Below are 24,395 nucleotides of genomic sequence, written 5' to 3'. Positions count from 1 at the left end.
CATGGGAGACAGGCAACGGTATGACGCTGCGTCAGACGAGCCCCTTGCGCTTGGCGGCCAGCACCGCCTGCGCCCGGCTTGAAACGCCCAGCTTGGAGAAAAGCGTCTGGAGCGCGGCCGCGCCCATCCGGTCGGCCAGAAGCTCGCCGGAGCGCCCGTCGGCCAGTTCGCGCAGGAGGTGCACCTCGGCCGCGGACAGGTCGCCGGGTGTGACTGGTGGGGCAGGCTCGACGTCGCCGGCTGCGGCCTTGCGCACCGCTGCGGCGAGGGTGGCATACTGCGTCTTCTGAACGAATCCCGCGACACCCATGGCCCTTGCGGCCGTCACCGTCTCTTCGGGCAGGTTGCCCGACATCAGCAGGACCGGCCGACCGCCGTTCGCGGCCAGCGTCCGGGCGATCCCCTCGAGCCCCTCCATCCCCGGCATGAAGAAATCCAGCAGAAGCACGTCAAAGGGGCCGTGCGCCGCCATCTGTTCCAGCGCGTCCGGCAGATCCTCGGCCGCATGAACCTCCATGTCGGGTTCGCGCCCGAGAAGCCCCAGGATCAGTTCGCGCACCAGGGGCTGATCGTCGGCCACGAGGACCGAGAGCGGCTTGCCTTGGGTTTCCGGCTGGTCCATCGGTCCTGTTCCTTCCCAAGGGCCGATCAGCAGACGGGGCAGGGGGCGGGTCGGTAGCCCTCGTGCATGAGCCGAACCATTCCGCCCGCCACATTCACCACCGGATGTTCGCTGCGGCCGGCGATCGCCGCGGCGGCGGCCGCCGACCGCCGCCCCGAGCGGCAGATCAGCGCGATCGGCTGACCCGGTTTCAGCCTCGGGCCCACCTGTGCGAGAAAGCTGTCGGCGTCGCGGAACGGGACCAGCACCGCGTTCGGCAGAACGCCGGTCTCGCGCCACTCGGACGGCTCGCGGATGTCCACCACCAGCGCCTCACCCCTCTCCAGATCCTGTGCGGCGGGCGCAAGCGTGACCACATCGCCGGCGCGGGCGGCAGGGGCCACCACCTGCACGGCAGCGGCAAGAGCCAGGAGCAGACGCTTCATCGGGACCTCCACACATGCATCAATCGCGATGTGGCAGGCTGCGCGGCCCGGGTCAAGCGTCCGATCGCGGGAAGGGGCCGCGCTGCAGGCGGCCCCGTGCGGGGCCCGGTTCAGCGGGTGGGGCCGCCGATCCAGACCTCGAGAACCTGCGGACGGATCACGGACAGGGGCACCGCTCGGACCCCTGGCCGGCCGGCCGCCGCCAGATCGGCGGCCAGGAGGCGGGCCGCGGCCGCGTCTTCGGCGCTGTCCGGGTTGAAACGCACCTCGTTGAGGCCGCTCGCATCGGCCACGCGCTCCTCCGGCGGCACGGTCCAGCCGAGCGCCGCGATCCGCTCGGCCAGGCTTCGGACGCTTTCGCGGGTCATGTCGGCGAACTGGATGAAGACCCTCTGAGGCGGCGGCTCGTCCAGCCCGAGCGCACCGGCCAGACGATCCACAAGGCCCTGTGCCTCGGGTTCGGGAGCGGGCTCCCGCACCACCGCGCGGCGGACTTCGGCCTTGAGCACGATCCAGTCCGGGCGGTTCCAGCTTTCGGCGGGCACCCCGGCCAGCAGCGTCAGGACATTGACCCGTCCCGCCGAGGTCAGGTCCGGCGGACCGGCGAGCAGGCCGGCGAGTTCGCGGATGATCTTGGCCTGCTCCGAGGCCGGAAGCCGCCCGCCCTGCAGCGCCAGCGCCAGCTCGGCCATCAGCGCCGTCTGATCCTCCGAGGGCGGGTTGTTCAGCGCGCCCGCCCGGTCGGCGAGGCGGTCGCCCTCGGTGGCGTTCACGATGGTCCTCCCCCGATCCGCACGGACGATCTCGTCAAGAAAGCGCAGCCCCGTCGCGCGGCCGATCCCCTCGATGGTCATGGCGAGTTTCCAGGGCTCTTCCATCAGCGTGTCGGGCCGGTTCGGGATCAGGAAGGCTTCGGCCACGAAGGGCTGCTCCTGTCCCGCGGGCACCCATACGGGATCCCGCAGCGAGACGGCGATCAGCCAGAGCGAGGCCGGCACAGCGCTTTCGCCGGGCTGGAAGATCGGGCCGGTGAAGAAGGTGACGCGGGTGGCCGAGCGGTTGTGCTGCTCGCGGATCCAGTGGGTGAGGCCGGTCCAGACCGCGGCGGCGGCGGGATGCACGGGGGCCTTGTTGAGATGCAGCTGGACCGACTGGTCCAGCATCCGCGCCGTGCGGAAGGGATCGGCGGCCAGCGGCTCTCCCCACGAGATCATGGTTCGGTCCACATAGTCCGCCGCGACGAGCCCCCCTTCGAACCGGGAGGGATCGGGCCGCAGCTCGGGCGGCAGGCGCGGGTCGGGCTCGATGGGCGTGCCGGTGGCGGGCAGCACCTGCCGCGCGGCACGGTCGAAGTTGACAGCCGCAACCAGCGGCGCCCGCCGCGCCTGGTTGTAGAGGAAGCTGAAATGCACATAGGGCACGGCTTCGCCGCCCCGGAAGGCCGCAGCCTGCGCCGCGCGATCAAGCGCGGGCAGCGGCAGGGACCGGCCCAGAAAGAGCGGATCATAGCCCTTCAGATCGAGCGCGAAGACCGAGCCCTCCATATCGGCGGCAACCGGCGCCAAAGCCGCGGCCACATCCGGCGCAAGGACCGAAGGATCGAGCCGCCCCTCGGCCTGACGGAGGGCAAGGATGCGCAGCACATCCTCGGCCACCCCGTCGGGGAGGCCCGCCAGCGGCAACCTTTCCGCCGTCACGAGATCGGCCAGCGCGCCCTGCGCCGCGTCGAGCCGGCTCTGGCGTTCCGAGAGCGCATCCATGTGTTCCTGTGCGATCCGGCGCTCGACATTGGCGTTTTCCAGCGCCACCTGCCGCTCCTGGGCGCGGAGCCGCTCCTCGTCGCCCAGAAAGACCACGTCGCGCGCCAGCGCGCCCTTCTCGCCGGCCGCCTCGGCGGCCTCATGCGTCGCTGTTTCGACCTTGAGGAAGAAGATCCCCGCCATCGCGACCGCCGCCACGAGAGCCAGCGTGAGGCCCGCCGCGATCCGCTTGCGGCGACGCGCGCGGCGGGCCTCGCGCTGCTCCTCGGCGAGGCTGGCGGCGATGAGATCGGCGATCTCGGGATCGCGGCTGAACCGTTCGGCCGAACGCAGTGCCTTGCCCGACAGGAGATAGCCGTGCGAGCGGGTGTCGCGCCACTGGCGCGCCTGCGCCGCAAGCCGGATATACTCGCGTGAGCCGTGCCCCTCGGCCAGCCCGGCGGGCCGTGCGTCGCTGTCCTCCGCCTCGCAGGCAAGCAGGGTTTCGGTGGCCACCGGGCCGGAATAGCCGCGCGCCGTGTCGAGCAGGTCCGCGGTCCAGTAGTCCAGCACCCGCTGCGCGATCCTCCGATCCGCCGGGGTGGACAGGACGGCGCCGGTCCGTGCCACGCGCGCGAGGAAGTCGGTGATCTCCTCTTGCGGCAGTAGCCCGCCGCCGGCCGAGCGACGGTCCTGCTGGCGCTGCATCAGCGCCAGATGCGCGGTCTGCAGGTCGAGAACATTCTCGAACCGATCGGCGGCGCCGTTCCTCATGGCCGAAGCTCCGCCAGAAGCCGATGGAGCGGCAGGCTGATCCGCACCAGCGCCGAACAATCGCCCTTCAGCCGCGAGTCGACGGTGAGGAACCGGATCTGCGCCTCGCCGCGAAAGGCGGAATAGGTGGCCTCGAAGCTCGCGTCGGCCTGCTCGCGGGCGAGCGCGTCATCGACATCCTCGAGATAGGCCAGGATGCGCCGCGCCCATGCCGCGTCGGGGTCCCGCGCCACCAGCTCCTGTACCATGGCCTTCAGCTCGATCCAGATTGCCGCGAATTCCTCGATCAGGTCCGACCCGCTGCCGCCCCGCTCGAAGAGCTGGTCCAGTTCGGTGATGCGGATGTCGGCCTCCTGCCACTCGCGATGCTCGACCACTTCCGAGCGGATGGTCGGGATGATGAGGCGCAGCGAGCGCAGCGCGGCCCGGATCGGCTCGCCGCCGTCCGCGCCCGCCACATCCTCGAGCGCGTGGGCCAGATCGTCGAGGGGCAGGGCGCTCGCCGTGGCGAAGATCAGGCTGTTCAGCCGCGGCGGGGTGTTCTGGATGATCCAGCGGATCTGGCGCAGGGCCGAGCGCGCGCCGGCCGGGTCGGCGCCGTCGATGGCATCCTGCACCTGCGCCGCCGCCGCCTCGAGCGCGTCGATCCAGAGCGTCTCGGTCGCGCGCGGGATCGGCGCGGGGGGAAGCTGATCGACCGCGCTGCGGGCCATGACGCAGGCGCTGCGGAGCTGGTTGCAATAGACGCGCAGTTCGGCCGCCTGCCGAAGATCGGTGGGCAGGGCGCGGGCGGCGTCGTTCAGGGCGCGGAACTGCTTGATCTGGATCTGGTGCAGGCATTCGTGAAGCGACTTGTAGGCGTCGAGGCTGTCCACCGTGTCCACGATCATCGAGAGCCGGTCGCGCGACTGCGACAGCCGCTCGCGTACGGGCGCCTCGTCGAGGCGGGCGCGGATTTCGGTCAGGCCCGAGATCACCTCCTCGACCTGCCGGACCGTGCCGGGCAGCGCGGCGCGCGCCTCGGGGCAGGCCCGCCCGACGAGATCGGCGAACTCGGCCGCATGCGGGCGCCGGGCGAGCATCTCGGCCAGAACCAGCGGTTCGGCATCCTGCCGGCTCACCGCCTCGAGGAGCGCGAAGGCCTTCTGGCGGCCGACGAGATTGTCCGGCACCCATTCCTCGTGCAGGCCGAGGCCGGTGGCCTTGAGCATGATCCGCTTGAGGTCGTCGGTGGTGAAGAGCCGCGCCACCTCCTCGCTCAGCGGTTCGATCAGAAGGGGGGGGAGGGCCATCGCTCACGCCTCCAGCAGCGCCGCGTCGCCCGCGGCGAGGATCGCGGCCCGGATCCGGTCCAGCGGGATCCCCTGGTTGAAGCGTGCGGCGCCCCACGCCGGATCGCCGTAGTGGTGGAGGAGGACGGGATCCCAGTCCATCGTGAAGACCGGCGAGCCGGACGAGCCGTTCTCGGTGTTCGTCCGGTAGCGGACCCGAGTGCCGTTCGCGTTGGGCCCGATCACCGACTGCGTGTCCAGGGCGAGCTTCATCGGCGCCCCGTCGGGATGCTGCACGATCAGCAACGGCGCCTCGGGCGGCAGGTCGGGAGGCTGGTCGGGCAGGCGGAGCCAGCCGCGCCCCTCGAGCGGCGCGGCGAGGCGCAGGAGCGCGAAGTCAAGCTCGCCCGCGCAGGGCAGGGGATCGTCCGGCCGGTCGGTGAGTTCGGCCGGAGCGAAAGGCGCATGGCAGGCCAGCCCGACGGCGGCCAGCCGGACAGTCGTCCCCGGCTCGCGCGAGCCGTCGGCGCGCATCACATAGTCGAAGCGGCACTCGGCCTCCGCAAGGTCGGCTTTGGCCACCACATGCCAGTTCGTCAGCACCGCGGCGGGCCCGACCAGAAATCCCGTCCCCGCCGCGCGGCGCGCGATCTCGATCCGGCAGACCTGCCGGCGGATCGCCGCCAGCCGGTCGATCCAGATCGCAAGGTCGAGCCGGGCCAGATGCGGGCGCACGTTCTTTTGCAGGCCGGGCGCGAAGGCGTCGTCGGGCAGGCCGGCCAGCGGCACGCCCGCCACCTGCGGCGAGAGGCCGATGCCGCCGTGCGGCTGCGCGTCGAGCGCCTCGGGGCAGGCGGTGGCCAGGGCTGCGCGCAGTTCGGCGCTGCGCGGGCGGCGCTCGCGCATCTCGGCCAGGACCCGCGCGGCGAGACCCTGCCGTTCCAGCTCCTGCAGAAGGTCGAACAGGGTCCGCCGCACCGTCAGACCCGCCGGCACCCAGGCCTCGTAGAGCCCGTCGCCGGTGGCCGTCAGCATCAGCCGTTCGAGGTCGGCATGGGTGAAGAGCCGGCTCAGCACCGCGCTCAGGCTCTCGATCTGGCGCGCGTCGAGGGGCATCAGAAGGCCCTGCGCGCGATGCCCTCGGCGGCGCAGAGGCCGGCGAGGGTGGTGTGGGGCAGGCCGGGCAGACCCGGCTCGTCGAGGACGGCGCCCAGCACATGGGCCCAGTTCGTCCGGTCGCCTCCCCAGCTTCCGCCGTAGTGAAGGCCCGTCACGAAGGGCAGGCTGTCGAGCCCCATGACGAGCGACCCCGAGTTGCCGCCGAGCGTCGAGGCGTCGTGGTTGAGCGTCCGGCCGCCGAGGGTCGAGGGGGTGATCTCGCCCGGAGCCAGCCGCTTGAAGCCCCAGAGCTTGTCGAAGAGCAGCCGCAGCACGCGGTCGGTTTCGGACACCGTGCCGAGCGAGGCCGGATCGGGGCGCGCGGGATAGCCCGCCACGAAGACCTGCGTCTGGGGCAGGGCCACGCGCCGCCCCTCGGCCAGCGCGAGGGGGCGGCGCGTCTCGGGCACCGGCGCGGCCAGGCGGAAGACGGCGAGATCAAGGCAGCCGTGGTCGATCCCGACCGGCGGGATCGCCCGCGCGCCGCAGAAGAGAAGCTCGCGCAGCGGTCGCGCATCCGCGCTGTCGCGGCCCGCGAACTCGTGGCCGAAGTCGAAGCGCGGATCAAGCTCGGTCCGCAGCCGCGGCGCCTCGCCCTCGGGGAAGGCGACGAACAGCTGCGCGACATGGCGGTTCGTCACGATCACGTCGGGGGCCACCAGCCATCCGGTTCCGGCGTAGGGCATCAGCGGGTGCGTGATGTCGATCCGGCCGACCGCGGCGAGGGCGGTGCGCACTTCGGCCTCGCGCAGCGGATCGCCGAAAAGGTCGGCCCAGCCGCCGGCCGGGCTGGTCGCGAAATCGGGCGCATCCTCGCGCACGAGGAAGGAGGGCCGCGAGCCGTCGGTCCGCACGATGACCTCGAGCGCGGCCGCCACGGCGGCCATCGGCGCCTGCGTCCTGTCGCGCTGCCCCGCGATCAGTTCCAGCCCCTCGCGGCCGTTGACGAGAACCTGCCGGGTCAGCGCCGGATCTGCCGCGGTCAGATCCATCTCGACGGCGCGGCGCAGCGTCTCTTCGGACCGCTCGATCCGGGCCGAAATGGCCGAGGGCGAGAGATCCGGCCCGTCGCGGCCGATCTCGGCCGTCTCGAACGCGCCGCCGTCCGGAGACAGGCGCGGCATGATCTCGGCCGCCAGTGACTCGATCGAGGATCTGTCGTGCCTTTCCATCGGCTCCTCCTGCCGGGAAGGGGCGGAAACGGATGCCGGGGGCGTCGCGCCCGCCGGCCGCTGGATCAATGGCCCGTCCGGGCGGTTGCGTCGAAAGACGCCGGGCGGGCGAGGCCTGGAAATGTCCTTGTCTTGTCGAGGGAGGATACAGGCGAAGGACGGCCAAGGGTAGTCGCCCGATGGTTGAAGCTGACCCATTCGGAATGTTGACGCGGGGTCATGATTCGCCCACCATGACGGGTGCGGCGGTTGCCGTCATTGTGCCCTCCACTTGCCGGATCTGTTTTTTTCGGGCGCTTGTGGCGCCTCAAGGGCCATTCTGCTATGGATGTCGGTTCCCATCCCGCGGCGCCGTCCGCGGAAGATCTCTTCGAAATGCTGGGCTATCGCGAGGCCGAAACCTCGGTCGCCGGGACGGTCGAGGCCACGGTGCTCGACATCCCCTGGAGCGACGCGATCTCGGAGCGGGCGCGCAGCTTCATCGTGGGATGGGAGACCGGCGGGCGCGCCTTCTACGAGCGCGTGATCAAGGCGCGCCCGGTCTGGCCCGAGTTCGCCTCGGGCATCACCATCGGTTGCGGCTACGACCTCGGCTACCATCGGCCCGACGAATTCCGCGCCGACTGGCAGGGCCGCCTGCCCGGAGCCGCCATCGAGAGGCTCTCGCGCACGATCGGCTTTCGCACCGACGAGCCGGGACGCCCGGCCAAGGTGGCGCAGGCGCGCGCGCTTGTCCGCTCGCTCGCCGACATCGTGATCCCGTGGGAGGTGGCGATCGGCCAGTTCGACGAGGGCAAGATGCCCAAGCTGGTGTCCCAGCTTTACCGCTCGCTCGATCATCTCGACCGGCTTCATCCGCACGGGCGCGGCGCGTTGCTCAGCCTCGTGTTCAACCGCGGCTCGGGCGGCTTCGTCTCGTCGAAGGACCGCTTCCGCGAGATGCGCGCGATCGCGCGGGCGATGGCCACGGGCGAGCGGTCCGAGATGGCCCGCATCCCCGATCTTCTGCGCGCCATGAGCCGGGTCTGGGGCGATGGCTCGAGCCTCGCGCGGCGGCGGCGCGAGGAGGCCGACCTGTTCGAGGCGGGCCTCTCCGAAGAGCGACTGACCGAGGCGGTGGTGGCGCTGCGCCAGCACGGCGAGGCGGAAGCACCCGCCGCGCCGCTGGCCGAGCAGCACGAGGATGTGGCGGAAGCCAGCGATGACGAGGAGACGGTCGAGGAGCCGGCGCTGACCGAGGCGCCGGGCCCGACGGTTGCGGATGTGCGCTGGAATCCCAACGACGACGACCATCCCGACTACCGCCACCTTCCGCGCGCCGGGCAGGGCGCCACCTTTGACCTGACGGCGGCGGATCTCGAGAGGCTCGTCCGGCTCAACGACTTTCTCGTGCGGCCCGGGCCGCTTGTCTTCGCGCTGCGCGGCTGCCGGATCGCCGGGGCCGACCGGCGCGAGGATGTGGAGGTGCTGACGCTGGTGGACCAGCGGCCCGACCATCGCGACTACCGCTGCGTCATGGGCGTGCTCGACCGCGAGGCCGGCCGGATGCACGCCTACCGCGCCTCGACGGTGCCCGAGGCCAGGGCGCTGGTGACCGGCGTCCAGAAGGCGCGGCAGGGGATCTTCGAGGGCAACCTGCTGCCGACGGGCTGCTACACCTACACGGTGGGCACGCACCGCGCGGGCACCTCGGGCGAGATCCGCGGTGTGCTGCGGCTGGCCTCGACCGCCACGGGGGCGGCCGAGGTGGTCGCGCTGCGCAGCCTTCAGGACGTGGTCTATGACCGGCGCGACTTCTGGCATCGCTGCGCGCCGGCCGACAACATCCATCCCGGCCGGCGCCGCGAGGGGTTCTCGTCGCTCGGCTGCCTGACGCTGCCGGGCGACTACGACCGGGGCAGCCGCAGCCATTCGGGCCTATGGGCCGACTTCCGGGTGGCGCTGGGTATGGGGCGGACCTTCGCCGCCTCCGACGACGGGCGGCAGTTCAGCGTCATGCTGCTGACCGGGGCCGATGCGGCGCTTGTCGCCGGCCTGCGCGGCGCGCCGGCGGAGGGTCTGCGGCGTCTGCGCTTCGGATCGACCGGGGCGGCGGTGGCGCGGCTTCAGGCGCAGATGGGCCTCGCACCCGACCGGCAGCGGCTGGTGGGGCCCGTGACCCGCGCGGCCTTCGTGGCCCTCCAGCAGCGCAGGCTCGGCTGGGCGGACGGCATCCTGTCGCCCGAGATGGAGGCCGATCTCGGCCTCGACGTGTTCCGAGAGGGAGAAGAGTGATGAACCGTATCGACCGAAGCCAGCTCGAAGCGATGCTGATGGACATTGACGTGCCGGACGAGGCGATCCGGCCCTATCTGCAACTCGATCCCCTTGAGAGCGCGCCCTACGAGCCGACGGTCGTCGCCAACCCCGCCCGCGTGGCCTATGCGGCGACCGAGGCCGCAATGGCGCTCAATTCGCTCAACGGCGTGGCGCGCTGGCGGCGCCAGCAGCGTTACGCCCGCAAGATCGGCCACTGGAACGGCCTGAAGGTGGTGGCCGAGGGCGACAGCTGGTTCCAGTATCCGTTCCTGCTCGACGATGTGATCGACCATCTCTTCGACCGCTGGGCGATCTACTGCGTGAGCGCGGCGGGCGACCTTCTGCGCGACATGGCCCGGCAGGAGGAGGTGACGGTGGCGGTGCTGGCCGAGAAGCCGGACGTGCTGCTTCTCAGCGGCGGCGGCAACGATGTGCTGGGGGGCGGGGCGTTGCAGAAATACCTGCTGCCCTTCGATCCCGCCGTGGATGCCGCGGGCCATGTCGGGCCCGCCTTCGACGGCATCCTGAGGGGCACGGTGGACATCTACGCCGACCTGATCGAGGCGACGATGCGGGCGGGGGCGAAGCGCGTCGTCTGCCACAGCTATGATCATGTCATTCCGAACGGGGGCCGCTGGCTCGGCCGGCCTATGGCCGCGCTGGGGATCACCGACCCGGCCTTCCAGCGCCAAATCATCCGTGTGCTCATCGACCGCTTCCACGAGGCGCTGGCCGGAATGGCGGAGCGGTTCGGCGGGCGGGTGACGGTGGCCGACTGCCGCGGGCGCGTGCCGGACACGGGCTGGTATGACGAGCTGCACCCGACCTCGCAGGGGTTCGTGGGGCCTGCGCGCGTCATCCTCGCCGCCGTGGAGGGCATGTCCGAGACCACCGTCTTCGCGATCCCCGAGATGCCGATGGCCGAGCGGGCCCTGCCGGCCGGAGAGCCGGACGCGGCGGCCACCCTGCTCGATGCGGAGGAGGAGGCGCTGGTGGCCGAGATCGGCCGGCGGCAGGCCCTGTTCGAGGTCGATCCTTCGGTCGGAGGAACCCTCGCGCTGGAACTGCCGGTCGCGCTGCCCGAGACGGTGCAGCTGCCCTTCCGCGACCTCGGGCGTGCGGTCGTCACCCGGCTCGAGCGCGAGCTGCACACGCTCATGTGCACCGAGGCGGGGCAGGGCGACCGCGAGGCCCTGCAGCAGGCGCTGGGTCTGCCGCAAGCGGGCCTCGTGGGGGCGCTGACGGCGGCGCTGATGGGGCTTGGCTGCCCCGCCTTCGTGGCGCCGCTGGCAGCGACCGTGATCGTCAAGCGCGGGGTGGCGCCGGCCTGGGACGAGACGTGCCGGATCTGGAGTTTGCGGCTCGGCGCGATGCCCGAGGTGGCGCCGGCCGACGGGTGAGGGCCGGCGCCGTCACGGCACCAGCGCCCCGCGGGCGCCGATGACGCGGGCGGCAAGACGGGCGCCGGCCCGGACCGCGTCCGCGAGCGGCGCTCCGGTCAGATGTGCCGCAAGGAAGCCCGCGTTGAAACTGTCGCCCGCGGCGGTGGTGTCGATCACCTCTTGCACCCGTTCGGGCGGGTGGCTCTGCTGGCCGTCTTCGGTCAGCGTCACCATCGGGCCCGCACCGTCCTTGACCACCACGAGCGTCGCGCCGGCGGCCGCGTAGCGCGCCGCGGTGGCGGCCGCGTCGGCGTCGCCGAAGAAGGTGGCCTCGTCCTCGTGCGAGGGCAGGACGATGTCGGCATGGCGCGCGGCCTCGGTGACGGCCGCGCACATGGCCGCCGGATCGGGCCAGAGGCGCGGGCGCAGGTTCGGGTCGAAGGCCACCGCGCTGCCCGCCGCCCGCGCGGCCGCGAGGGCCTCGAGGAGCCGCGCGCGGTCGGCCGGATCGAGGATCGCCAGAGTGATGCCCGAGAGGTAGATCAGCGCGGCCTCCGCGAACCCGGCCTCGAGCGCGGCGACATCACGGGCGAGCAGCCTGGCCGCGCTCTGCCCGCGCCAGTAGGCAAAGCTGCGCTCGCCGTTCGTCAGTTCGATGAGGTAGAGGCCCACCGTCCGGTCCGAAAGGCGCGCGACATGGGCGGTGCCAAGCCCCGCCTCCTCGAAGAAGGCCACCATCCGCGCCGAGATCGGGTCAGTGCCGACAGCGGTGAGATAGTCCACCGGCCGGTCGGCCGGCAGGGCGCGGCGCAGATACCAGGCCGTGTTCAGCGTGTCGCCGGCAAAGCCCATCGCATAGGTGCCCTCGCCCGTCGGCGCCATCTCGACCATGCATTCGCCGACCGAGACGATGCGTTTCTTCAGAGATCGGGCAGACATGCGTCCTCCTGTGCGAAATAGCTCTGGTGATCGAGGCGGATCCGCTCGATCTGGATCTTGATGCGGTTGAGGTGCCGGTGCATCCGCCGCATCGCCTCGGGCGCGTCGCGCGCCTCGATGGCCTGCATCACCTCGAGATGGTCAGCGTAGGCATCCTTCGAGGCGAAGGCCAGCGACAGGTAGCGCACCCGGTCCATGTGGGACTTGTTCTCGCGGATGATCTCCCAGGCGAAGCCGCAGCCGGACCGCTCGCAGATCTCGCGGTGAAACCGGTCGTCGAGCGCGTGAAAGCGGAGCCGGTCGCCCGCCTCGGAGGCCTCGCGCTGAAGGTCGAGGATCTGCCAGAGCGCGGCATGGTCCGCTTCGGTCAGGCGCTCGCAGGCCACGCGGACCGTCTCGGCCTCGATGGCGGCCCGGATGAAACGGGCCTGCATGACGCTGCGGGTCGAGATCTGTGAGACCGTCGTGGCCCGCTGGGGCCGGATCGCGAGGAAGCCCAGCTTGGACAGCCGGTAGAAGGCATCGCGCACCGGCTGGCGCGAGACGCCGAACTGACGCGCGACCTCGATCTCGGAGAGCTTGGTGCCGGGAGGCAGGTCAAGCTCGATGATCCGGTCGTGCAACTGATCGAAGACCTGATCCGTGACCGAGGGCCGGATGGGTGCCTCGAGGGTCGGCAGCGTGATCGCGTCGGTCATGTCCTCTCCGTTGACAGGTGAAGCATACTAGCATATTAGTCAGACACGGCGGCCAAATGCCACCGTTATCTGATGGCTTGACGCAGGGAGGAGGCGGAAGGCAATGGGGCTGCTGCACGCAGATCGGCTGTTTCCGATCGAGGAGGGCGCCCGCGCGCTGGCCCGCGCGCTTCACGGATCGGTCAAGGACCTGCCGATCGTCTCGCCGCACGGCCACACCGATCCCCGCTGGTTTGCCGAGAACGAGGCTTTCCCCGATCCCGCCCGGCTTTTCGTGACGCCGGACCATTATGTGTTTCGGATGCTGCATTCGCAGGGCATCCCGCTGGAAGCGATGGGCGTGCCGCGCGCCGATGGCGGGCCGACCGAGACCGACGGCCGCACGATCTGGCGGCTGTTCGCGGCGAACTACCACCTCTTTCGCGGCACGCCCTCGCGGCTGTGGCTGGACCATGCTTTTTCCGAGGTCTTCGGGCTGGAGCGCCGGCTCTCGGCCGGGACGGCGGATGCAAGCTATGACCATATCGCCGACTGCCTGAGCCGGCCCGAGTTCCGGCCGCGCGCGCTGTTCGAGCGGTTCGGGATCGAGGTCATCGCCACCACGGAAAGCGCGCGCGACGACCTGCGCTGGCACCGGATGATCCGCGAGAGCGGCTGGCAGGGCCGCGTCATCACGGCCTATCGTCCCGATGCGGTGGTGGATCCCGAGTTCGCGGGCTTTGCCGACAATGTGGCGGCATTGGGCGAGCTGACGGGCGAGGATACCGCGACCTGGCAGGGCTATCTGGCGGCCCACCGCAAGCGGAGGGCGTATTTCAAGGAGTTCGGCGCGACCTCGACCGACCACGGCCATGCCACGGCCCGGACCGAGGATCTGCCGCAGGCCGAGGCGGCGGCGCTTCTTGCCAAGGCGCTCAAGGGCACCTGCACCCCCGACGAGGCCGACGCCTTCCGTGGGCACATGCTGACCGAGATGGCGCGCATGAGCCTCGACGACGGGCTGGTGCTGCAGATCCATCCGGGCAGTTTCCGCAACCATTCTCAGCCGGTCATGGATCGGTTCGGGCGCGACAAGGGCTTTGATATCCCGACACGCACCGATTACGTCCGCGCGCTGCGGCCGCTTCTGTCGGCGGTGGGGGGCGATCCGCGGCTGACGGTGATCGTCTTCACGCTGGACGAAACCGCCTATGCCCGCGAACTGGCACCGCTGGCCGGAGTCTATCCGGCGCTGAAGCTTGGCCCCGCCTGGTGGTTCCACGACAGCCCCGAGGGGATGCGCCGCTTCCGCGAGATGACCACCGAGACGGCCGGCTTCATGAATACCGTGGGCTTCAACGACGACACGCGCGCCTTCTGCTCGATCCCCGCCCGGCATGACGTGGCGCGGCGGGTGGACAGCGCGTTCCTGGCGACGCTGGTCGCCACCGGGCGCCTCGATGAGGACGAGGCGTTCGAGGTGGCGCAGGACCTGGCCTACCGGCTGGCGAAACAGGCCTACCGGCTCTGAGACAATGACCAAGGGAGGAGAAACCATGACCAGAACCCTGACCGCAGCCCTGCTGGCAAGCGTCGCGCTTGCCGCACCGGCCTTCGCCGAATGCGAGGTGACGCTGCGTTCCTCGGACACCCATCCCGACGGCTATCCGACCGTCGAGGGCGTCAAGCACATGGCCGAGCGCGCGAAAGAACTGTCGGACGGCCGGATCTGCATCGAGGTCTTCCCCTCGTCGCAGCTGGGCGAGGAAAAGGACACGATCGAGCAGACCCAGTTCGGCGTGATCGACATGGTGCGCGCCTCGTTCGGCTCGTTCAACGACATCGTGCCCGAGGCGCAGCTGCTGTCGCTGCCCTACCTGTTCCGCTCCGAGGATCACCTCCATAACGTGATGGACGGCCCGATCGGCGACGATCTCGCCAGGGCTTTCGAGGCCAGGGACCTGATCGCGGTGGCCTATTACGACGGCGGCGCGCGCAGCTTCTACAACAGCCAGAAGCCGATCGCCTCGATCGACGACCTGAAGGGCATGAAGTTCCGCGTCATGCAGTCGGATGTCTTCGTGGACATGATGTCGGCGCTGGGCGCCAACGCCACGCCGATGCCCTATGGCGAGGTCTATTCCTCGATCCAGACCGGCGTGATCGACGGGGCCGAGAACAACTGGCCGTCCTACGACAGCTCGGGCCATTTCGAGGTGGCGAAATATTACACGCTCGACCAGCACCTGATGGTGCCGGAACTGGTGGCGATCTCGAAGACCAGATGGGACGCGCTGTCGCCCGAGGATCAGCAGATCCTGCGTCAGGCCGCCGAAGAGTCCGAGCCGGTGCAGCGCAAGCTCTGGGCTGAGCAGGAGAAGGCGTCGGAAGAGAAGGTGCTGGCCGCCGGGTCCGAGGTGATCCGCGACATCGACAAGACCCCCTTCATCGAGGCGATGGCGCCGGTCTATGAAAAGTATGTCACGAAGCCGGAATACCGGGATCTCGTGAAGCGCATTCAGGAAACCGAGTGACCTGACCCGTCGGCCCGCGGACGCTGTTCCGCGGGCCGCTTCCTTCGCGAGGTGCAATGTGCAGGACGGATTGAGAAGGCTTGCCCTCGTCATGGGCGGGCTGGCGCGGGTCGCGCTTTGGATAGCGCGCGCCGGGCTCGTGCTGATGACGGTCTTCGTCTTCGCGCAGGTCTTCGTGCGCTATGTGATGAACGACAGCCTGCACTGGGCGGAACCGGCGGCCGTGACCATCATGGCCTGGTTCATCTTCCTTGGCGCCGCCGTGGGCGTGCGCGAGGGCTATCACCTCTCGTTCGACGTGCTGCTTTATTTCCTGCCGCGCCGCGTCGCGCCCTGGCTGCACACGATCTCGGATCTCTTCGTGGTGGGCTTCGGCTTCGGGATGTTCTGGTATGGCTGGTCGCTGGCCGCCCGCGCGGCCAACGACTACATGCCCGGCCTCGGCATCAGCCGCGGCTTCGAGTTCGCACCGCTGATCTCGGGCGGCGTCCTTCTCGTCCTCTTCTCGATCGAGCGCATCCTGCGCCGGGCCGCGGGCCTGCACACCGCCCGCTTCGGCGAGGACGCGCCGGAAGAGCCTGAAACCACCACCACAGGGGCCTGACGTTGGAGCTGTTCATCCTGTTCGGAAGCTTTGTCTTCCTGCTGCTCATCGGCACGCCGGTCGCCTTCTGCCTCGGCGTCTCGAGCTTCCTGACGGTGCTCTATCTGGGGCTGCCGCCGGTGGTGGTGTTCCAGCGGCTGAACTCGGGCGTGTCGGTCTATGCGCTGATGGCCATTCCCTTCTTCATATACGCCGGCGACCTGATGGTGAGGGGCGACATCGCGCGCCGGCTGGTGGCGCTGGCGGGCGCCATGGTCGGCCACCTGCGCGGGGGGCTCGGGCAGGTGAACGTGGTGGCCTCGGTCATGTTCGGCGGCGTCTCGGGCTCGGCCGCGGCCGATGCCTCGGCGGTCGGCGGTCTGATGGTGCCGCAGATGAAGGCCCGCGGCTATGGCGCCGATTACGCGGTGAACCTGACCGTGGTGGGCTCGATCATCGCGCTGATGATCCCGCCGTCGCACAACATGATCATCTATTCGATCGCGGCCGGCGGGCGGATCTCGATCGCCGACCTGTTTACGGCCGGCATCATTCCGGGCTTCCTTCTGGCCGTGGCGCTGATGATCGCGGCCTATTTCGTGGCCCGCCACCGCGGCTATCCGACCGAGACCTTCCCCGGCCTGCGGGCGCTGGGGGCGATCTTCGTGGCCGCCGTGCCGGGTCTGATCCTTGTGGCGCTGATCTTCGGCGGCGTGCGCTCGGGGATCTTCACCGCCTCGGAAAGCGCCAACATCGCCGTGGTCTATGCGCTGCTGGTGACCATCCTGATCTACCGCACGCTGACCTGGTCCGAGTTCGTCCACGCCACTCTGGGCGCGGTGCGCACCACGGCGATGGTTCTGCTGGTGATCGGCTGCGCGGCGGCCTTCGGCTGGCTGCTGGCCTATCTCAGGGTGCCGACGGCCATCGTGGCCTTCATGCAGGGGCTGTCGGACAATCCGCTGGTGATCCTCTTGCTGATCAACGTGGCGCTGCTGGTGCTCGGCACCTTCATGGACATGTCGCCGCTGATCGTCATCACCACGCCGATCTTCCTGCCGGTGGCGCAGGCCTTCGGCGTGGATCCGGTGCATTTCGGGGTGATCCTCGTGCTGAACCTCGGCATCGGGCTTTGCACGCCACCCGTGGGGGCGGTGCTGTTCGTCGGCTGCGCGGTGGGCAGGATCTCGATCTGGCACGCGATGCGGACGATCTGGCCCTTCTACGGCGCGGCCGTCATCGTCCTGCTGCTCGTCACCTACATTCCCACGCTGTCGCTCTGGCTGCCGGCGCAGTTCCGCTGAGGTTTCCCATGTTTCCCATTGTCTCTCCCGATCCCGGCGTGACGCGGCAGGTGCTGGCCGATGATCCCGCGCTGATGCTGGTGGCCTTCCGCTTCGACGAAGGCGCCGAGGGTCGGCTGCACAGCCATCCGCATGTGCAATCCACCTTCGTCCAGTCCGGCCGCTTCCTGTTCTTCCTCGGCGACGCGACGCACGAGATCGGGCCGGGTGACAGCCTGATGATCCCCTCGGGCGTGACCCACGGCTGCCGCTGCCTCGAACCCGGCACGCTGATCGACAGCTTCGCCCCCCGCCGCGACGATTTCCTCTGAAGGAGCTTCCCATGACCCATATCGAGATCCGTCACGCGATGGACCCCGTGTCCGCGCGCCAGCTCGACACCGCCGGCCTGCGCGAGGCCTTCCACATGGCAGACCTGTTCCACGAGGGCGAGATCCGGCTGGTCTATACCCATTACGACCGGATGATCGTGGGCGGTGCCGTGCCTGCGGGTGCGCCTCTGGTGATCGACGAGGTGAAGCCCACCGGCACCGCCTCGATCCTCGACCGGCGCGAGATGGGGGTGGTGAACATCGGTGGCCCCGGCACCGTCTCGGCCGCGGGCGAGACGTGGGAGATGGGGCGCGGCGACGTGCTCTACCTGCCGATGGGCGCGGGGCCGGTGACCTTTGCGGGGCAGGGGCGGTTCTACATCCTGTCGGCGCCCGCGCATACGGCGCATCCCGCCCGGCTGGTGACGCTGGCGGATGCGAAGAAGGTCAAGATGGGCGCGCCCGAGACCGCGAACGAGCGCACGATCAACCAGTTCATCCACCCCGAGGTGATGCCGTCCTGCCAGCTTGTCGTGGGCTACACCCAGTTCCACGGCGGCTCGGTCTGGAACACGATGCCCGCCCATGTCCACGACCGACGGATGGAGGTCTATCTCTATTTCGACCTCGCGCAGGACGCCCGCGTGTTCCATTTCATGGGCGAGCCTTCCGAGACGCGCCATCTGGTGATGAAGAACGAGGAAGCCGTGGTCTCGCCGCCCTGGTCGATCCACTGCGGCTGCGGCACCGGCGCCTATACCTTCATCTGGGCGATGGCAGGCGACAACGTGGATTATCGCGACGTCGAACCCGTCGCGATGGAGGATCTGCGGTGATCTCCTTCTCGCTGGCGGGCCAGCGGGCGCTGGTCACGGGGGCCAACACCGGGATCGGTCAGGCAATCGCGGTGGCACTGGCCGAGGCCGGGGCCGAGGTGATCGCCGCCGGCCGCTCCTCCTGTGCGGAGACGGTCGCGATGACCGGCGGGCGCGAGCTGCGGCTCGATTTCGCCGACCCGATGGCCGCGCGCGATGCCTTCGCGGCCGAACCCATCGACATCCTCGTGAACAATGCCGGCATCATCCGCCGCGCCGATGCGGTGGACTTCACCGAAGAGGACTGGGACGCGGTGATGGACGTGAACCTCAAGGCCGTGTTCTTCACCGCGCAGGCCTTCGCCCGCTCGGCGCTGGCGCGCGGGACGGGGGGGCGGATCATCAACATCGCCTCGCTTCTCAGCTTCCAGGGCGGCATCCGCGTGCCCTCCTACACCGCCGCCAAGCATGGTGTGGCGGGCATCACCAGGCTTCTGGCGAACGAATGGGCGTCGAAGGGCATCAACGTGAACGCCATCGCGCCGGGCTACATCGAGACCAACAACACCGAGGCCCTGCGGGCCGATGAGGCGCGCAACCGCGCCATCCTTGACCGCATCCCCGCCGGCCGCTGGGGCCGGCCCGAGGACATCGCCGGAGCGGCCGTGTTCCTCGCCTCACCCGCTGCGGCCTATGTCCATGGCGCAATCCTGAATGTCGATGGAGGCTGGCTTGCCCGCTGAGATTGGAATCGTCCACCTGGGACTGGGCGCCTTCTTCCGCGCCCACGGCGCGATCTATGTCGAGGAGGCGATGAAGGCCTCGGGCGGCGACTGGTCCATCCTTGGCGTCAGCCTCCAGTCGCCCACGATGCGCGACGCGCTCGCGCCGCAGGGCTTTGCCTATCACGCCGTCGAGCAGGGGCCTGCGGGCGAGACCGTCCGCCGGGTCGAGGTCGTGCGGCAGGTGCTGGTGGCGAAGGAGGACCCCGAGGCGGTTCTGGCCGCCATGGCGGAACCCGGCGTGAGGATCGTGAGCCTGACGGTCACCGAAAAGGGCTACTGCCACAATCCGGCCACGGGCGCGCTGAACCCGGACCATCCCGACATCCTCCATGACCTCGCCGATGCGCGGCCGCGCTCGGCCCCCGGCTATCTGGTGCACGCGCTGCAACGGCGGCGCGAGGCGGGCGTTCGCCCCTTCACCGTGCTTTGCTGCGACAACCTTCCCGAGAACGGCCGCGTGGTGCGGGGCGTGGTGCTGGACCTCGCCCGCCGGATCGATCCGGGCCTCGCCGACTGGATCGCCGCCGAGGGGCGCTTCCCCTCGACGATGGTGGACCGGATCGTGCCCGCGACCAAGCCCGAGGACATCGAACGGCTGCGCGCGCGGGGCATCGAGGACAATCTGCCGGTGATGCACGAGCCCTTCAGCCAGTGGGTCGTCGAGGACGATTTCGTGGACGGCGCCCGCCCGGATCTCGGGGCGGTGGGGGTGCAGCTTGTGCAGGACGTGACACCCTTCGAGCACATGAAGCTGCGGATGCTGAACGGCACCCATTCCTCGCTCGCCTATCTCGGCTATCTTGCGGGGCACGAGACGATCGCCGAGACGGTGGCCGATCCGGTCTTTGCCGCCTTCGTGCGGCATCTGTGGCGGGACGAGATCATCCCGGCCCTGACGCCCCCGCCGGGGGTGGATCTGGCCGCTTACGCCGACCAGCTGTTCCAGCGCTACTCGAACCCGGCGATCCGGCACCGCACATGGCAGATCGCGATGGACGGCAGCCAGAAGCTGCCGCAACGCATCCTCGGGACGCTCACCGAGAACCTCGCCGCGGGCCGCCCCTCGCCGGGCCTGATGCTCGCCGTGGCGGGCTGGATGCGCTATGTTTCGGGAACCGACGAAAAGGGCCAGCCGATCGAGGTCAAGGATCCGCTCGCCGACGAGCTGCGCAAACGGGCGGCCGAGGGCGTGCCCGCGCTGCTCGGGCTTCGCGCCGTGTTCCCCGAGGAGCTGGCCGAAGCGCTCGCGTCCGGTGTCACGGCCGCCCATGCGCGCCTGACGGACGTGGGCGCGCGGCGCGCGGTCGAGGAGATTTCCGGGTCGTGATGTCAGCCTCACCCGGAAAGGACGAAGGGGCGCCCTCGGGCGCCCCTTCCGATTCCGGGCCTCGCGGCGATCAGTCCTTGGCGCGCTCGACGTAGCTCAGGTCTTCGGTGTTGATCACGATGCGCGTGCCGGCCGAGATATGCGGCGGCACCATCACGCGCAGCCCGTTGGTGCACATCGCCGGCTTGTAGGACGAGGAGGCCGTCTGGCCCTTCACCACCGGCTCGGTCTCGGTGATCTCGACCACCACCTTCTGCGGGAACTCGATCGAGATCGCCACGTCGTTGTGGGTCTGCAGATAGACGCGCATCCCTTCCGTCAGGAACACCTTGCCGTCGCCCACCACGTCGGGCGAGACCACGACCTGATCGTAGCTCTCGGGCTCCATGAAGTGATAGCCCTCGCCGTCCTCGTAGAGGAAGTCATACTCGCGCTCGTCCACGGTGGCGCGCTCGACCTGCTCGGTCGTCTTCCAGCGTTCCGAGACCTTGGTGCCGTCCGAGATCCGCCGCATGTCCACCTGCGTCACCGGCGTGCCCTTGCCGGGGTGGAAGTTCTGGGCAGTGAGGACGACATAGAGCCGGCCGTCGATATCGACGACATTGCCCTTGCGGAGGCTCGAGGCGATGACTTTCACGGGTCTCTTCCTTGCGATGGGAGGGGGCGCATCGTAGAACGCGCAGGATTGGCCGTGCGCCTATCCCATCCGCGCCAGAAATTCCAGACGAAAGCCGCCGAATGTCCGCTTCCTCCTGGTGGCAGCCCCACCGTCACGCCGACCGCCGCCCGCTGCTTCTGGCGCGCAACCGCATCCAGTCGGCGATCCGCGACTGGCTGGGGGCCGAAGGCTTCACCGAGGTCGATCCGGCGGCCCTTCAGGTCTCGCCCGGCAACGAGGCGCATCTGCACGGCTTCGAGACCTCGGCCATCGGCAATGACGGGCAGGGGCGGCGGATGTATCTGCACACCTCGCCCGAGTTCGCGATGAAGAAGCTCCTGGCCGCGGGCGAGACGCGGATCGCGGCCTTCGCCCATGTCTGGCGCAACCGCGAGCGCGGTGTGCTGCACTCACCCGAGTTCACCATGCTCGAATGGTACCGGGTGGGCGAGGACTACGAGGTGCTGATGGAGGATTGCGCGGCCTTCCTGCGGCTGGCGGCCGAGGCGGCGGGCGGGCGCGAGCTGCGCTTCCGCGACCGGAGCTGCGATCCCTTCGCCGAGCCGGAACGGCTGTCGGTGGCCGAGGCGTTCCTGCGCCATGCCGGGATCGACCTGCTGGCCACGGTGGACGGGCAGGGCGTGCCCGACGCCGCGGCGCTGCGGTCGGCGATGGCGGCGGCGGGCCTCTCGGCCGGGGAGGACGACGGCTGGTCGGACCTGCTGAGCCGGGTGCTGGTGGAGAAGGTCGAGCCGCATCTGGGGCATGGGCGGCCCACGATCCTCGACCGCTATCCCGCGGTCGAGGCGGCGCTGGCGCGGCGCGCGGCGGATGATCCGCGCGTCGCCGAGCGGTTCGAGCTTTATGCCTGCGGGGTGGAACTCGCCAACGGCTTTGGCGAACTGACCGATCCGGCCGAACAGCGCCGCCGCTTCGAGGCCGAGATGGCCGAGAAGGAGCGGGTCTATGGCGAGACCTATCCGCTCGATGAGGAGTTCCTCGCGGCGCTGGCCCTGATGCCGCCCGCAAGCGGGATCGCCCTTGGCTTCGACCGGCTGGTGATGCTGGCCACCGGCGCCCCCCGCATCGATGAGGTGATCTGGGCGCCCGTCGCCGCAAGCGCCCGCCCATAGCCCTCCTTGCCTGATCGGCGCTGTCCGAGATGACGCCTAGGGAGGCGTCGATGGATACGGACGTACAGACATACGCCATGTCTCACAGTCACCAGCACGGATATGCCGGGCGTATCCTGTTCCGCTCGAAACGCGGCGACCAGTTGAAATGCCTGGTTTGGGATCAGACCGGACTTGTCCTGATCTACAAGAAGCTCGAGGGCACTGGCTTCCACCGGCTGAAGCCCGCCGACGGGGTGATCCGGCTGTCGCCGGCGCCGTTCTCGGCCCTCGTCGAGGGGCTGGATTGGCGAGCGGTCCGGGCCGAGGTCGAGGAGGCCCGCGCCCGGCTGGAGCGGCTGCTCGGGCGGATGCGGCGCGACACCTTCGGCTCGAAGTCCGAGAAGCTCGACCCCGTCCAGCGGAACCTGCCGTTCGAGGAATGAGCCCTTTTGCGCCATTGATGGAGTGGATGGCTCCCGCTCCCGGCATCGCGATGTGCCACATTGGGTGCTGTCACACGGACCCATGAAGGGAGCCATCCATGAAGGAGATTACCACGGTCGGTCCACCCGGCGCAGCGCGGCTTCCCGGTGCTTCTCGAGCTTGCGCGCCCGCCCGTCGACCCGCTTCTCGCCTTTGCCGTAGACATTAGCTCCGGCGTAGAAAGGCGTTCTTCAGGAGGCCGATGACGTTGCGATAGCGGATCTGCCGCCAGTCGAAGGATGTGAGGCGGCGCCCCGACGGACGCGGAAAGAACACGCCCTCCGCCGTCCGCGACAGGTGCGCCTGCCGCGCGCTGCCCAGCTGGGGGAACCCGGCGTGAACCCCGAGGCGTTTAGCGCCGCAACCCTCCGCAAGATCCTTGACCAGCACATGCAGAGCGACATCGCCGAACTGATGCCCTGGAACTTCCGCGAATGGTCAAGCCGCAAGACCAAGGGTGGTCAGCCTCCGCTTACCCGTCGGCTGAGACCCTACGCTCAGAACACCATGCGCGAGGCCGCTCCGAAGAGCGGGGTCGAAGCGGCGATCGACCAGGCCAGCATGAGGCCGAGGCCGAGGCCGACCGTGGCGGGCCCGGTGACGCGGGCGATCCACCGGCCCATCGTGCCGAAGACCAGCAGGAACAGCAGGAACACCGGCAGCACCGTGAAGGACAGGCCCAGCCGCTCGGGTTCGGCCGCGATCGCTCCGCCAAGGGCCAGAAGCGGGGCCAGCGCCAGCAGGAGCCTCCGCCACAGCCGCGCGCGATGGGCGAGATGGGCGTGGGCCAGCATGAAGGGCAGGGTGCCGAGCGCGAGCAGCCCCATCAGCGGCAGGCGAGGCCCGGTGGGCAGGAAGGCCGCGGCGTAGCGATCCATCGCCAGCGCGAAGACCAGACTTCCGGCCAGCAGCACCGCCAGCGCGGGCAGGTTCACCCGCCGGTCGAGGCCGCGGTAATGCGCGAGCAGGCCAAGCTGGATCACGCCCCAGACCCCGAAGAAGAGGGCGATCCGCCCGATCCCCGCCAGCCCCAGCACGGACGCGCCGAGGTTCAGCGACAGGAGCGCGGCGGGCAGCGCCGGGGCGGCGAGGAGCACAAGGAAGAGCCGCCAGCCCGGCTCTGGCCCGTGCTTGCCGCGGTCCGGCAGCAGCGCCGCGGCCGGCCAGACGAGGGCCACGAGCCCGGCCAGCAGCAGCAGGATCCAGGGCCCGGTGGCCGCCACGGGAGCGGCGTGGTCCGGCGCCATCCAGTCGCGGATCTCGCGCAGGGTCGTCGGGCTCCAGAGCACGCCGGCATGTCCGACGAGGGGCGCGACCGCCGCCCGCCGCTCGACGGGCCCGGCCTCCACCGTCTCGCCCTCCGCGGCGTCGGGCGCCACCTGCCGCACCATCTCGAGCGCCACTTCGCGCAGGCCGCCCTCGCGCTGGCCCGAGAGGATCAGGAGCCGGGCGGGCGTCTCGGGCGTGACCTCGCGCGAATAGGCCGAGATCAGGGCGACCGGCCCCACAGCGGGCAGACGGTCCGCGGTGCGCACCAGAATGTCGGTCGCCATCGAGTGACCGATCAGGGCCGGCGGCCACGCCACCCCCGGCAGGGCCCGCGCCGCCTCCACGACCTCGAGCGTCTGGCGCACGAGCTGGACCGTGGTCCCGCTCGATCCCTGCTCGTTGGGAAAGGCATCGGGCGACATCGGCGTGACGCTGCGCCCCTGGCCGTGGAAGTCGAACGAGACCACCGCCATGCCCGCGCGCGCCAGCGTGAGCGAGATCGCCTCCATCATCTGGCGCGAGCCGCCAAAGCCGTGCGCCACCACGGCGAGCGGCGCCTCCGGCCCGCCGGCGGCGCGGTAGAGCGTGGCGGGCGTCGTGCCGATCATCATCGGCGTGCGCTCGATCCCCGCGCGCGCGCGTTCGAGCATGAGGATCGCCAGCCCCACCGCGACGATGGCCAGGACGGCAACGAGAATCCTCGGTCGGGATGGGGGCGGGGACAAGCGAGAACCTCCGGCAGGGACGATGCCGA

General features: G+C 70.1%; 21 protein-coding genes and 1 pseudogene. 12 read left to right on the top strand and 10 right to left on the bottom strand.

All coding sequences use genetic code 11. The annotated features are described in order from the left end of the window. Positions 1-31 precede the first annotated feature (31 nt). The 6 genes from LV780_RS11045 to LV780_RS11020 all read right to left on the bottom strand — a co-directional run bounded on the left by LV780_RS11045 (position 32) and on the right by LV780_RS11020 (position 7,161). Positions 32-622, bottom strand: coding sequence for a response regulator transcription factor (locus tag LV780_RS11045; RefSeq protein WP_108220999.1), 591 nt, complete (start codon positions 620-622; stop codon positions 32-34). A gap of 26 nt (positions 623-648) precedes the next feature. Continuing rightward, entirely contained in the window at positions 649-1,047 is a 399-nt protein-coding gene (locus LV780_RS11040) for a rhodanese-like domain-containing protein (RefSeq protein WP_011909380.1), read from the bottom strand. A gap of 110 nt (positions 1,048-1,157) precedes the next feature. Continuing rightward, positions 1,158-3,560, bottom strand: coding sequence for a DNA/RNA non-specific endonuclease (locus LV780_RS11035; protein WP_108221000.1), 2,403 nt, complete (start codon positions 3,558-3,560; stop codon positions 1,158-1,160). After that, the gene (locus LV780_RS11030) at positions 3,557-4,852 is read right to left on the bottom strand and encodes a hypothetical protein (protein WP_108221001.1); all 1,296 of its coding nucleotides are present in this window, start codon (positions 4,850-4,852) and stop codon (positions 3,557-3,559) included. The genes LV780_RS11035 and LV780_RS11030 overlap by 4 nt, the downstream gene beginning before the upstream one ends. Before the next feature lie 3 nt (positions 4,853-4,855). Continuing rightward, positions 4,856-5,947, bottom strand: a complete 1,092-nt coding sequence (locus LV780_RS11025) for a trypsin-like serine peptidase (protein WP_108221002.1) — start codon at positions 5,945-5,947, stop codon at positions 4,856-4,858. Beyond that, positions 5,947-7,161 (bottom strand): trypsin-like serine peptidase, encoded by a 1,215-nt coding sequence (locus tag LV780_RS11020; protein WP_181318490.1) that lies wholly within the window; start codon positions 7,159-7,161, stop codon positions 5,947-5,949. Before LV780_RS11020 ends, LV780_RS11025 begins: the two co-directional genes overlap by 1 nt. Before the next feature lie 375 nt (positions 7,162-7,536). Between LV780_RS11020 and LV780_RS11015 the strand changes: the two genes are divergently transcribed. Together LV780_RS11015 and LV780_RS11010 are read left to right on the top strand one after the other, a co-directional pair. Next, a complete protein-coding gene (locus LV780_RS11015; RefSeq protein WP_146172297.1) occupies positions 7,537-9,435 on the top strand; it encodes a lysozyme family protein in 1,899 nt (632 codons plus the stop codon). Then, a complete protein-coding gene (locus tag LV780_RS11010) occupies positions 9,435-10,859 on the top strand; it encodes a hypothetical protein (protein ID WP_011909374.1) in 1,425 nt (474 codons plus the stop codon). The genes LV780_RS11015 and LV780_RS11010 overlap by 1 nt, the downstream gene beginning before the upstream one ends. 12 nt (positions 10,860-10,871) lie before the next feature. On the opposite strand, the gene LV780_RS11005 is transcribed toward LV780_RS11010, so the two are convergent. Both LV780_RS11005 and LV780_RS11000 read right to left on the bottom strand, forming a co-directional pair. Beyond that, positions 10,872-11,780, bottom strand: coding sequence for a sugar kinase (locus LV780_RS11005; protein ID WP_180325210.1), 909 nt, complete (start codon positions 11,778-11,780; stop codon positions 10,872-10,874). Continuing rightward, positions 11,762-12,478 (bottom strand): GntR family transcriptional regulator, encoded by a 717-nt coding sequence (locus LV780_RS11000; RefSeq protein ID WP_108221005.1) that lies wholly within the window; start codon positions 12,476-12,478, stop codon positions 11,762-11,764. The genes LV780_RS11005 and LV780_RS11000 overlap by 19 nt, the downstream gene beginning before the upstream one ends. Before the next feature lie 103 nt (positions 12,479-12,581). On the opposite strand from LV780_RS11000, the gene uxaC reads away from it, so the two are divergent. Genes uxaC through LV780_RS10960 form a run of 8 tightly spaced genes read left to right on the top strand, consistent with a single transcriptional unit; the run spans position 12,582 to position 20,116 of the window. Continuing rightward, positions 12,582-13,988 carry a glucuronate isomerase gene (gene uxaC / locus LV780_RS10995; RefSeq protein ID WP_108221006.1) on the top strand — a complete coding sequence of 469 codons (1,407 nt, stop codon included), beginning with the start codon at positions 12,582-12,584 and terminating at the stop codon, positions 13,986-13,988. A 25-nt stretch (positions 13,989-14,013) separates the two neighbouring features. After that, the gene (locus LV780_RS10990; protein ID WP_108221007.1) at positions 14,014-14,991 is read left to right on the top strand and encodes a TRAP transporter substrate-binding protein; all 978 of its coding nucleotides are present in this window, start codon (positions 14,014-14,016) and stop codon (positions 14,989-14,991) included. Between the two features lie 58 nt (positions 14,992-15,049). After that, positions 15,050-15,595, top strand: coding sequence for a TRAP transporter small permease (locus LV780_RS10985; protein ID WP_108221008.1), 546 nt, complete (start codon positions 15,050-15,052; stop codon positions 15,593-15,595). Positions 15,596-15,597: 2 nt separating this feature from the next. Beyond that, positions 15,598-16,878 (top strand): TRAP transporter large permease, encoded by a 1,281-nt coding sequence (locus LV780_RS10980; RefSeq protein ID WP_108221009.1) that lies wholly within the window; start codon positions 15,598-15,600, stop codon positions 16,876-16,878. A gap of 8 nt (positions 16,879-16,886) precedes the next feature. Further along, positions 16,887-17,189, top strand: coding sequence for a cupin domain-containing protein (locus LV780_RS10975; RefSeq protein WP_011909367.1), 303 nt, complete (start codon positions 16,887-16,889; stop codon positions 17,187-17,189). 11 nt (positions 17,190-17,200) lie between these two features. After that, the gene (gene kduI / locus LV780_RS10970; protein WP_108221010.1) at positions 17,201-18,025 is read left to right on the top strand and encodes a 5-dehydro-4-deoxy-D-glucuronate isomerase; all 825 of its coding nucleotides are present in this window, start codon (positions 17,201-17,203) and stop codon (positions 18,023-18,025) included. Then, a complete protein-coding gene (kduD, locus tag LV780_RS10965) occupies positions 18,022-18,747 on the top strand; it encodes a 2-dehydro-3-deoxy-D-gluconate 5-dehydrogenase KduD (RefSeq protein ID WP_108221011.1) in 726 nt (241 codons plus the stop codon). The genes kduI and kduD overlap by 4 nt, the downstream gene beginning before the upstream one ends. Next, complete coding sequence (locus LV780_RS10960; RefSeq protein WP_108221012.1) at positions 18,725-20,116, top strand: mannitol dehydrogenase family protein; 1,392 nt, start codon at positions 18,725-18,727, stop codon at positions 20,114-20,116. The genes kduD and LV780_RS10960 overlap by 23 nt, the downstream gene beginning before the upstream one ends. Positions 20,117-20,186: 70 nt before the next feature. On the opposite strand, the gene efp is transcribed toward LV780_RS10960, so the two are convergent. Beyond that, on the bottom strand, positions 20,187-20,753 hold the full coding sequence (efp, locus tag LV780_RS10955) for an elongation factor P (RefSeq protein ID WP_011909363.1): 567 nt from the start codon (positions 20,751-20,753) through the stop codon (positions 20,187-20,189). Positions 20,754-20,854: 101 nt separating this feature from the next. On the opposite strand from efp, the gene epmA reads away from it, so the two are divergent. Together epmA and tnpB are read left to right on the top strand one after the other, a co-directional pair. Further along, positions 20,855-21,907 carry an EF-P lysine aminoacylase EpmA gene (gene epmA, locus LV780_RS10950; protein WP_101341754.1) on the top strand — a complete coding sequence of 351 codons (1,053 nt, stop codon included), beginning with the start codon at positions 20,855-20,857 and terminating at the stop codon, positions 21,905-21,907. 29 nt (positions 21,908-21,936) lie between these two features. Continuing rightward, positions 21,937-22,149, top strand: a pseudogene (gene tnpB, locus LV780_RS10945) (IS66 family insertion sequence element accessory protein TnpB); the annotation flags it as partial. 720 nt (positions 22,150-22,869) lie between these two features. Here the strand turns inward: tnpB and LV780_RS10935 are convergent. Further along, positions 22,870-24,366 carry an alpha/beta hydrolase gene (locus LV780_RS10935; RefSeq protein WP_108221015.1) on the bottom strand — a complete coding sequence of 499 codons (1,497 nt, stop codon included), beginning with the start codon at positions 24,364-24,366 and terminating at the stop codon, positions 22,870-22,872. Positions 24,367-24,395 lie beyond the last annotated feature (29 nt).

This window comes from Cereibacter azotoformans (assembly GCF_021391315.1).
Lineage (GTDB): Bacteria > Pseudomonadota > Alphaproteobacteria > Rhodobacterales > Rhodobacteraceae > Cereibacter_A > Cereibacter_A azotoformans.
The sequence above is the reverse complement of the archived record's forward strand: the minus strand, read 5'-3'. Positions and strand labels throughout refer to the sequence as shown.

What these genes read in the sequence shown, in the direction of transcription:
- LV780_RS11045 (WP_108220999.1), bottom strand. Translation starts at nt 622, where the DNA reads ATGGACCAGCCGGAAACCCAAGGCAAGCCGCTCTCGGTCCTCGTGGCC.
- LV780_RS11040 (WP_011909380.1), bottom strand. Translation starts at nt 1,047, where the DNA reads ATGAAGCGTCTGCTCCTGGCTCTTGCCGCTGCCGTGCAGGTGGTGGCC.
- LV780_RS11035 (WP_108221000.1), bottom strand. Translation starts at nt 3,560, where the DNA reads ATGAGGAACGGCGCCGCCGATCGGTTCGAGAATGTTCTCGACCTGCAG.
- LV780_RS11030 (WP_108221001.1), bottom strand. Translation starts at nt 4,852, where the DNA reads ATGGCCCTCCCCCCCCTTCTGATCGAACCGCTGAGCGAGGAGGTGGCG.
- LV780_RS11025 (WP_108221002.1), bottom strand. Translation starts at nt 5,947, where the DNA reads ATGCCCCTCGACGCGCGCCAGATCGAGAGCCTGAGCGCGGTGCTGAGC.
- LV780_RS11020 (WP_181318490.1), bottom strand. Translation starts at nt 7,161, where the DNA reads ATGGAAAGGCACGACAGATCCTCGATCGAGTCACTGGCGGCCGAGATC.
- LV780_RS11015 (WP_146172297.1), top strand. Translation starts at nt 7,537, where the DNA reads ATGCTGGGCTATCGCGAGGCCGAAACCTCGGTCGCCGGGACGGTCGAG.
- LV780_RS11010 (WP_011909374.1), top strand. Translation starts at nt 9,435, where the DNA reads ATGAACCGTATCGACCGAAGCCAGCTCGAAGCGATGCTGATGGACATT.
- LV780_RS11005 (WP_180325210.1), bottom strand. Translation starts at nt 11,780, where the DNA reads ATGTCTGCCCGATCTCTGAAGAAACGCATCGTCTCGGTCGGCGAATGC.
- LV780_RS11000 (WP_108221005.1), bottom strand. Translation starts at nt 12,478, where the DNA reads ATGACCGACGCGATCACGCTGCCGACCCTCGAGGCACCCATCCGGCCC.
- uxaC (WP_108221006.1), top strand. Translation starts at nt 12,582, where the DNA reads ATGGGGCTGCTGCACGCAGATCGGCTGTTTCCGATCGAGGAGGGCGCC.
- LV780_RS10990 (WP_108221007.1), top strand. Translation starts at nt 14,014, where the DNA reads ATGACCAGAACCCTGACCGCAGCCCTGCTGGCAAGCGTCGCGCTTGCC.
- LV780_RS10975 (WP_011909367.1), top strand. Translation starts at nt 16,887, where the DNA reads ATGTTTCCCATTGTCTCTCCCGATCCCGGCGTGACGCGGCAGGTGCTG.
- kduI (WP_108221010.1), top strand. Translation starts at nt 17,201, where the DNA reads ATGACCCATATCGAGATCCGTCACGCGATGGACCCCGTGTCCGCGCGC.
- LV780_RS10960 (WP_108221012.1), top strand. Translation starts at nt 18,725, where the DNA reads ATGGAGGCTGGCTTGCCCGCTGAGATTGGAATCGTCCACCTGGGACTG.
- epmA (WP_101341754.1), top strand. Translation starts at nt 20,855, where the DNA reads ATGTCCGCTTCCTCCTGGTGGCAGCCCCACCGTCACGCCGACCGCCGC.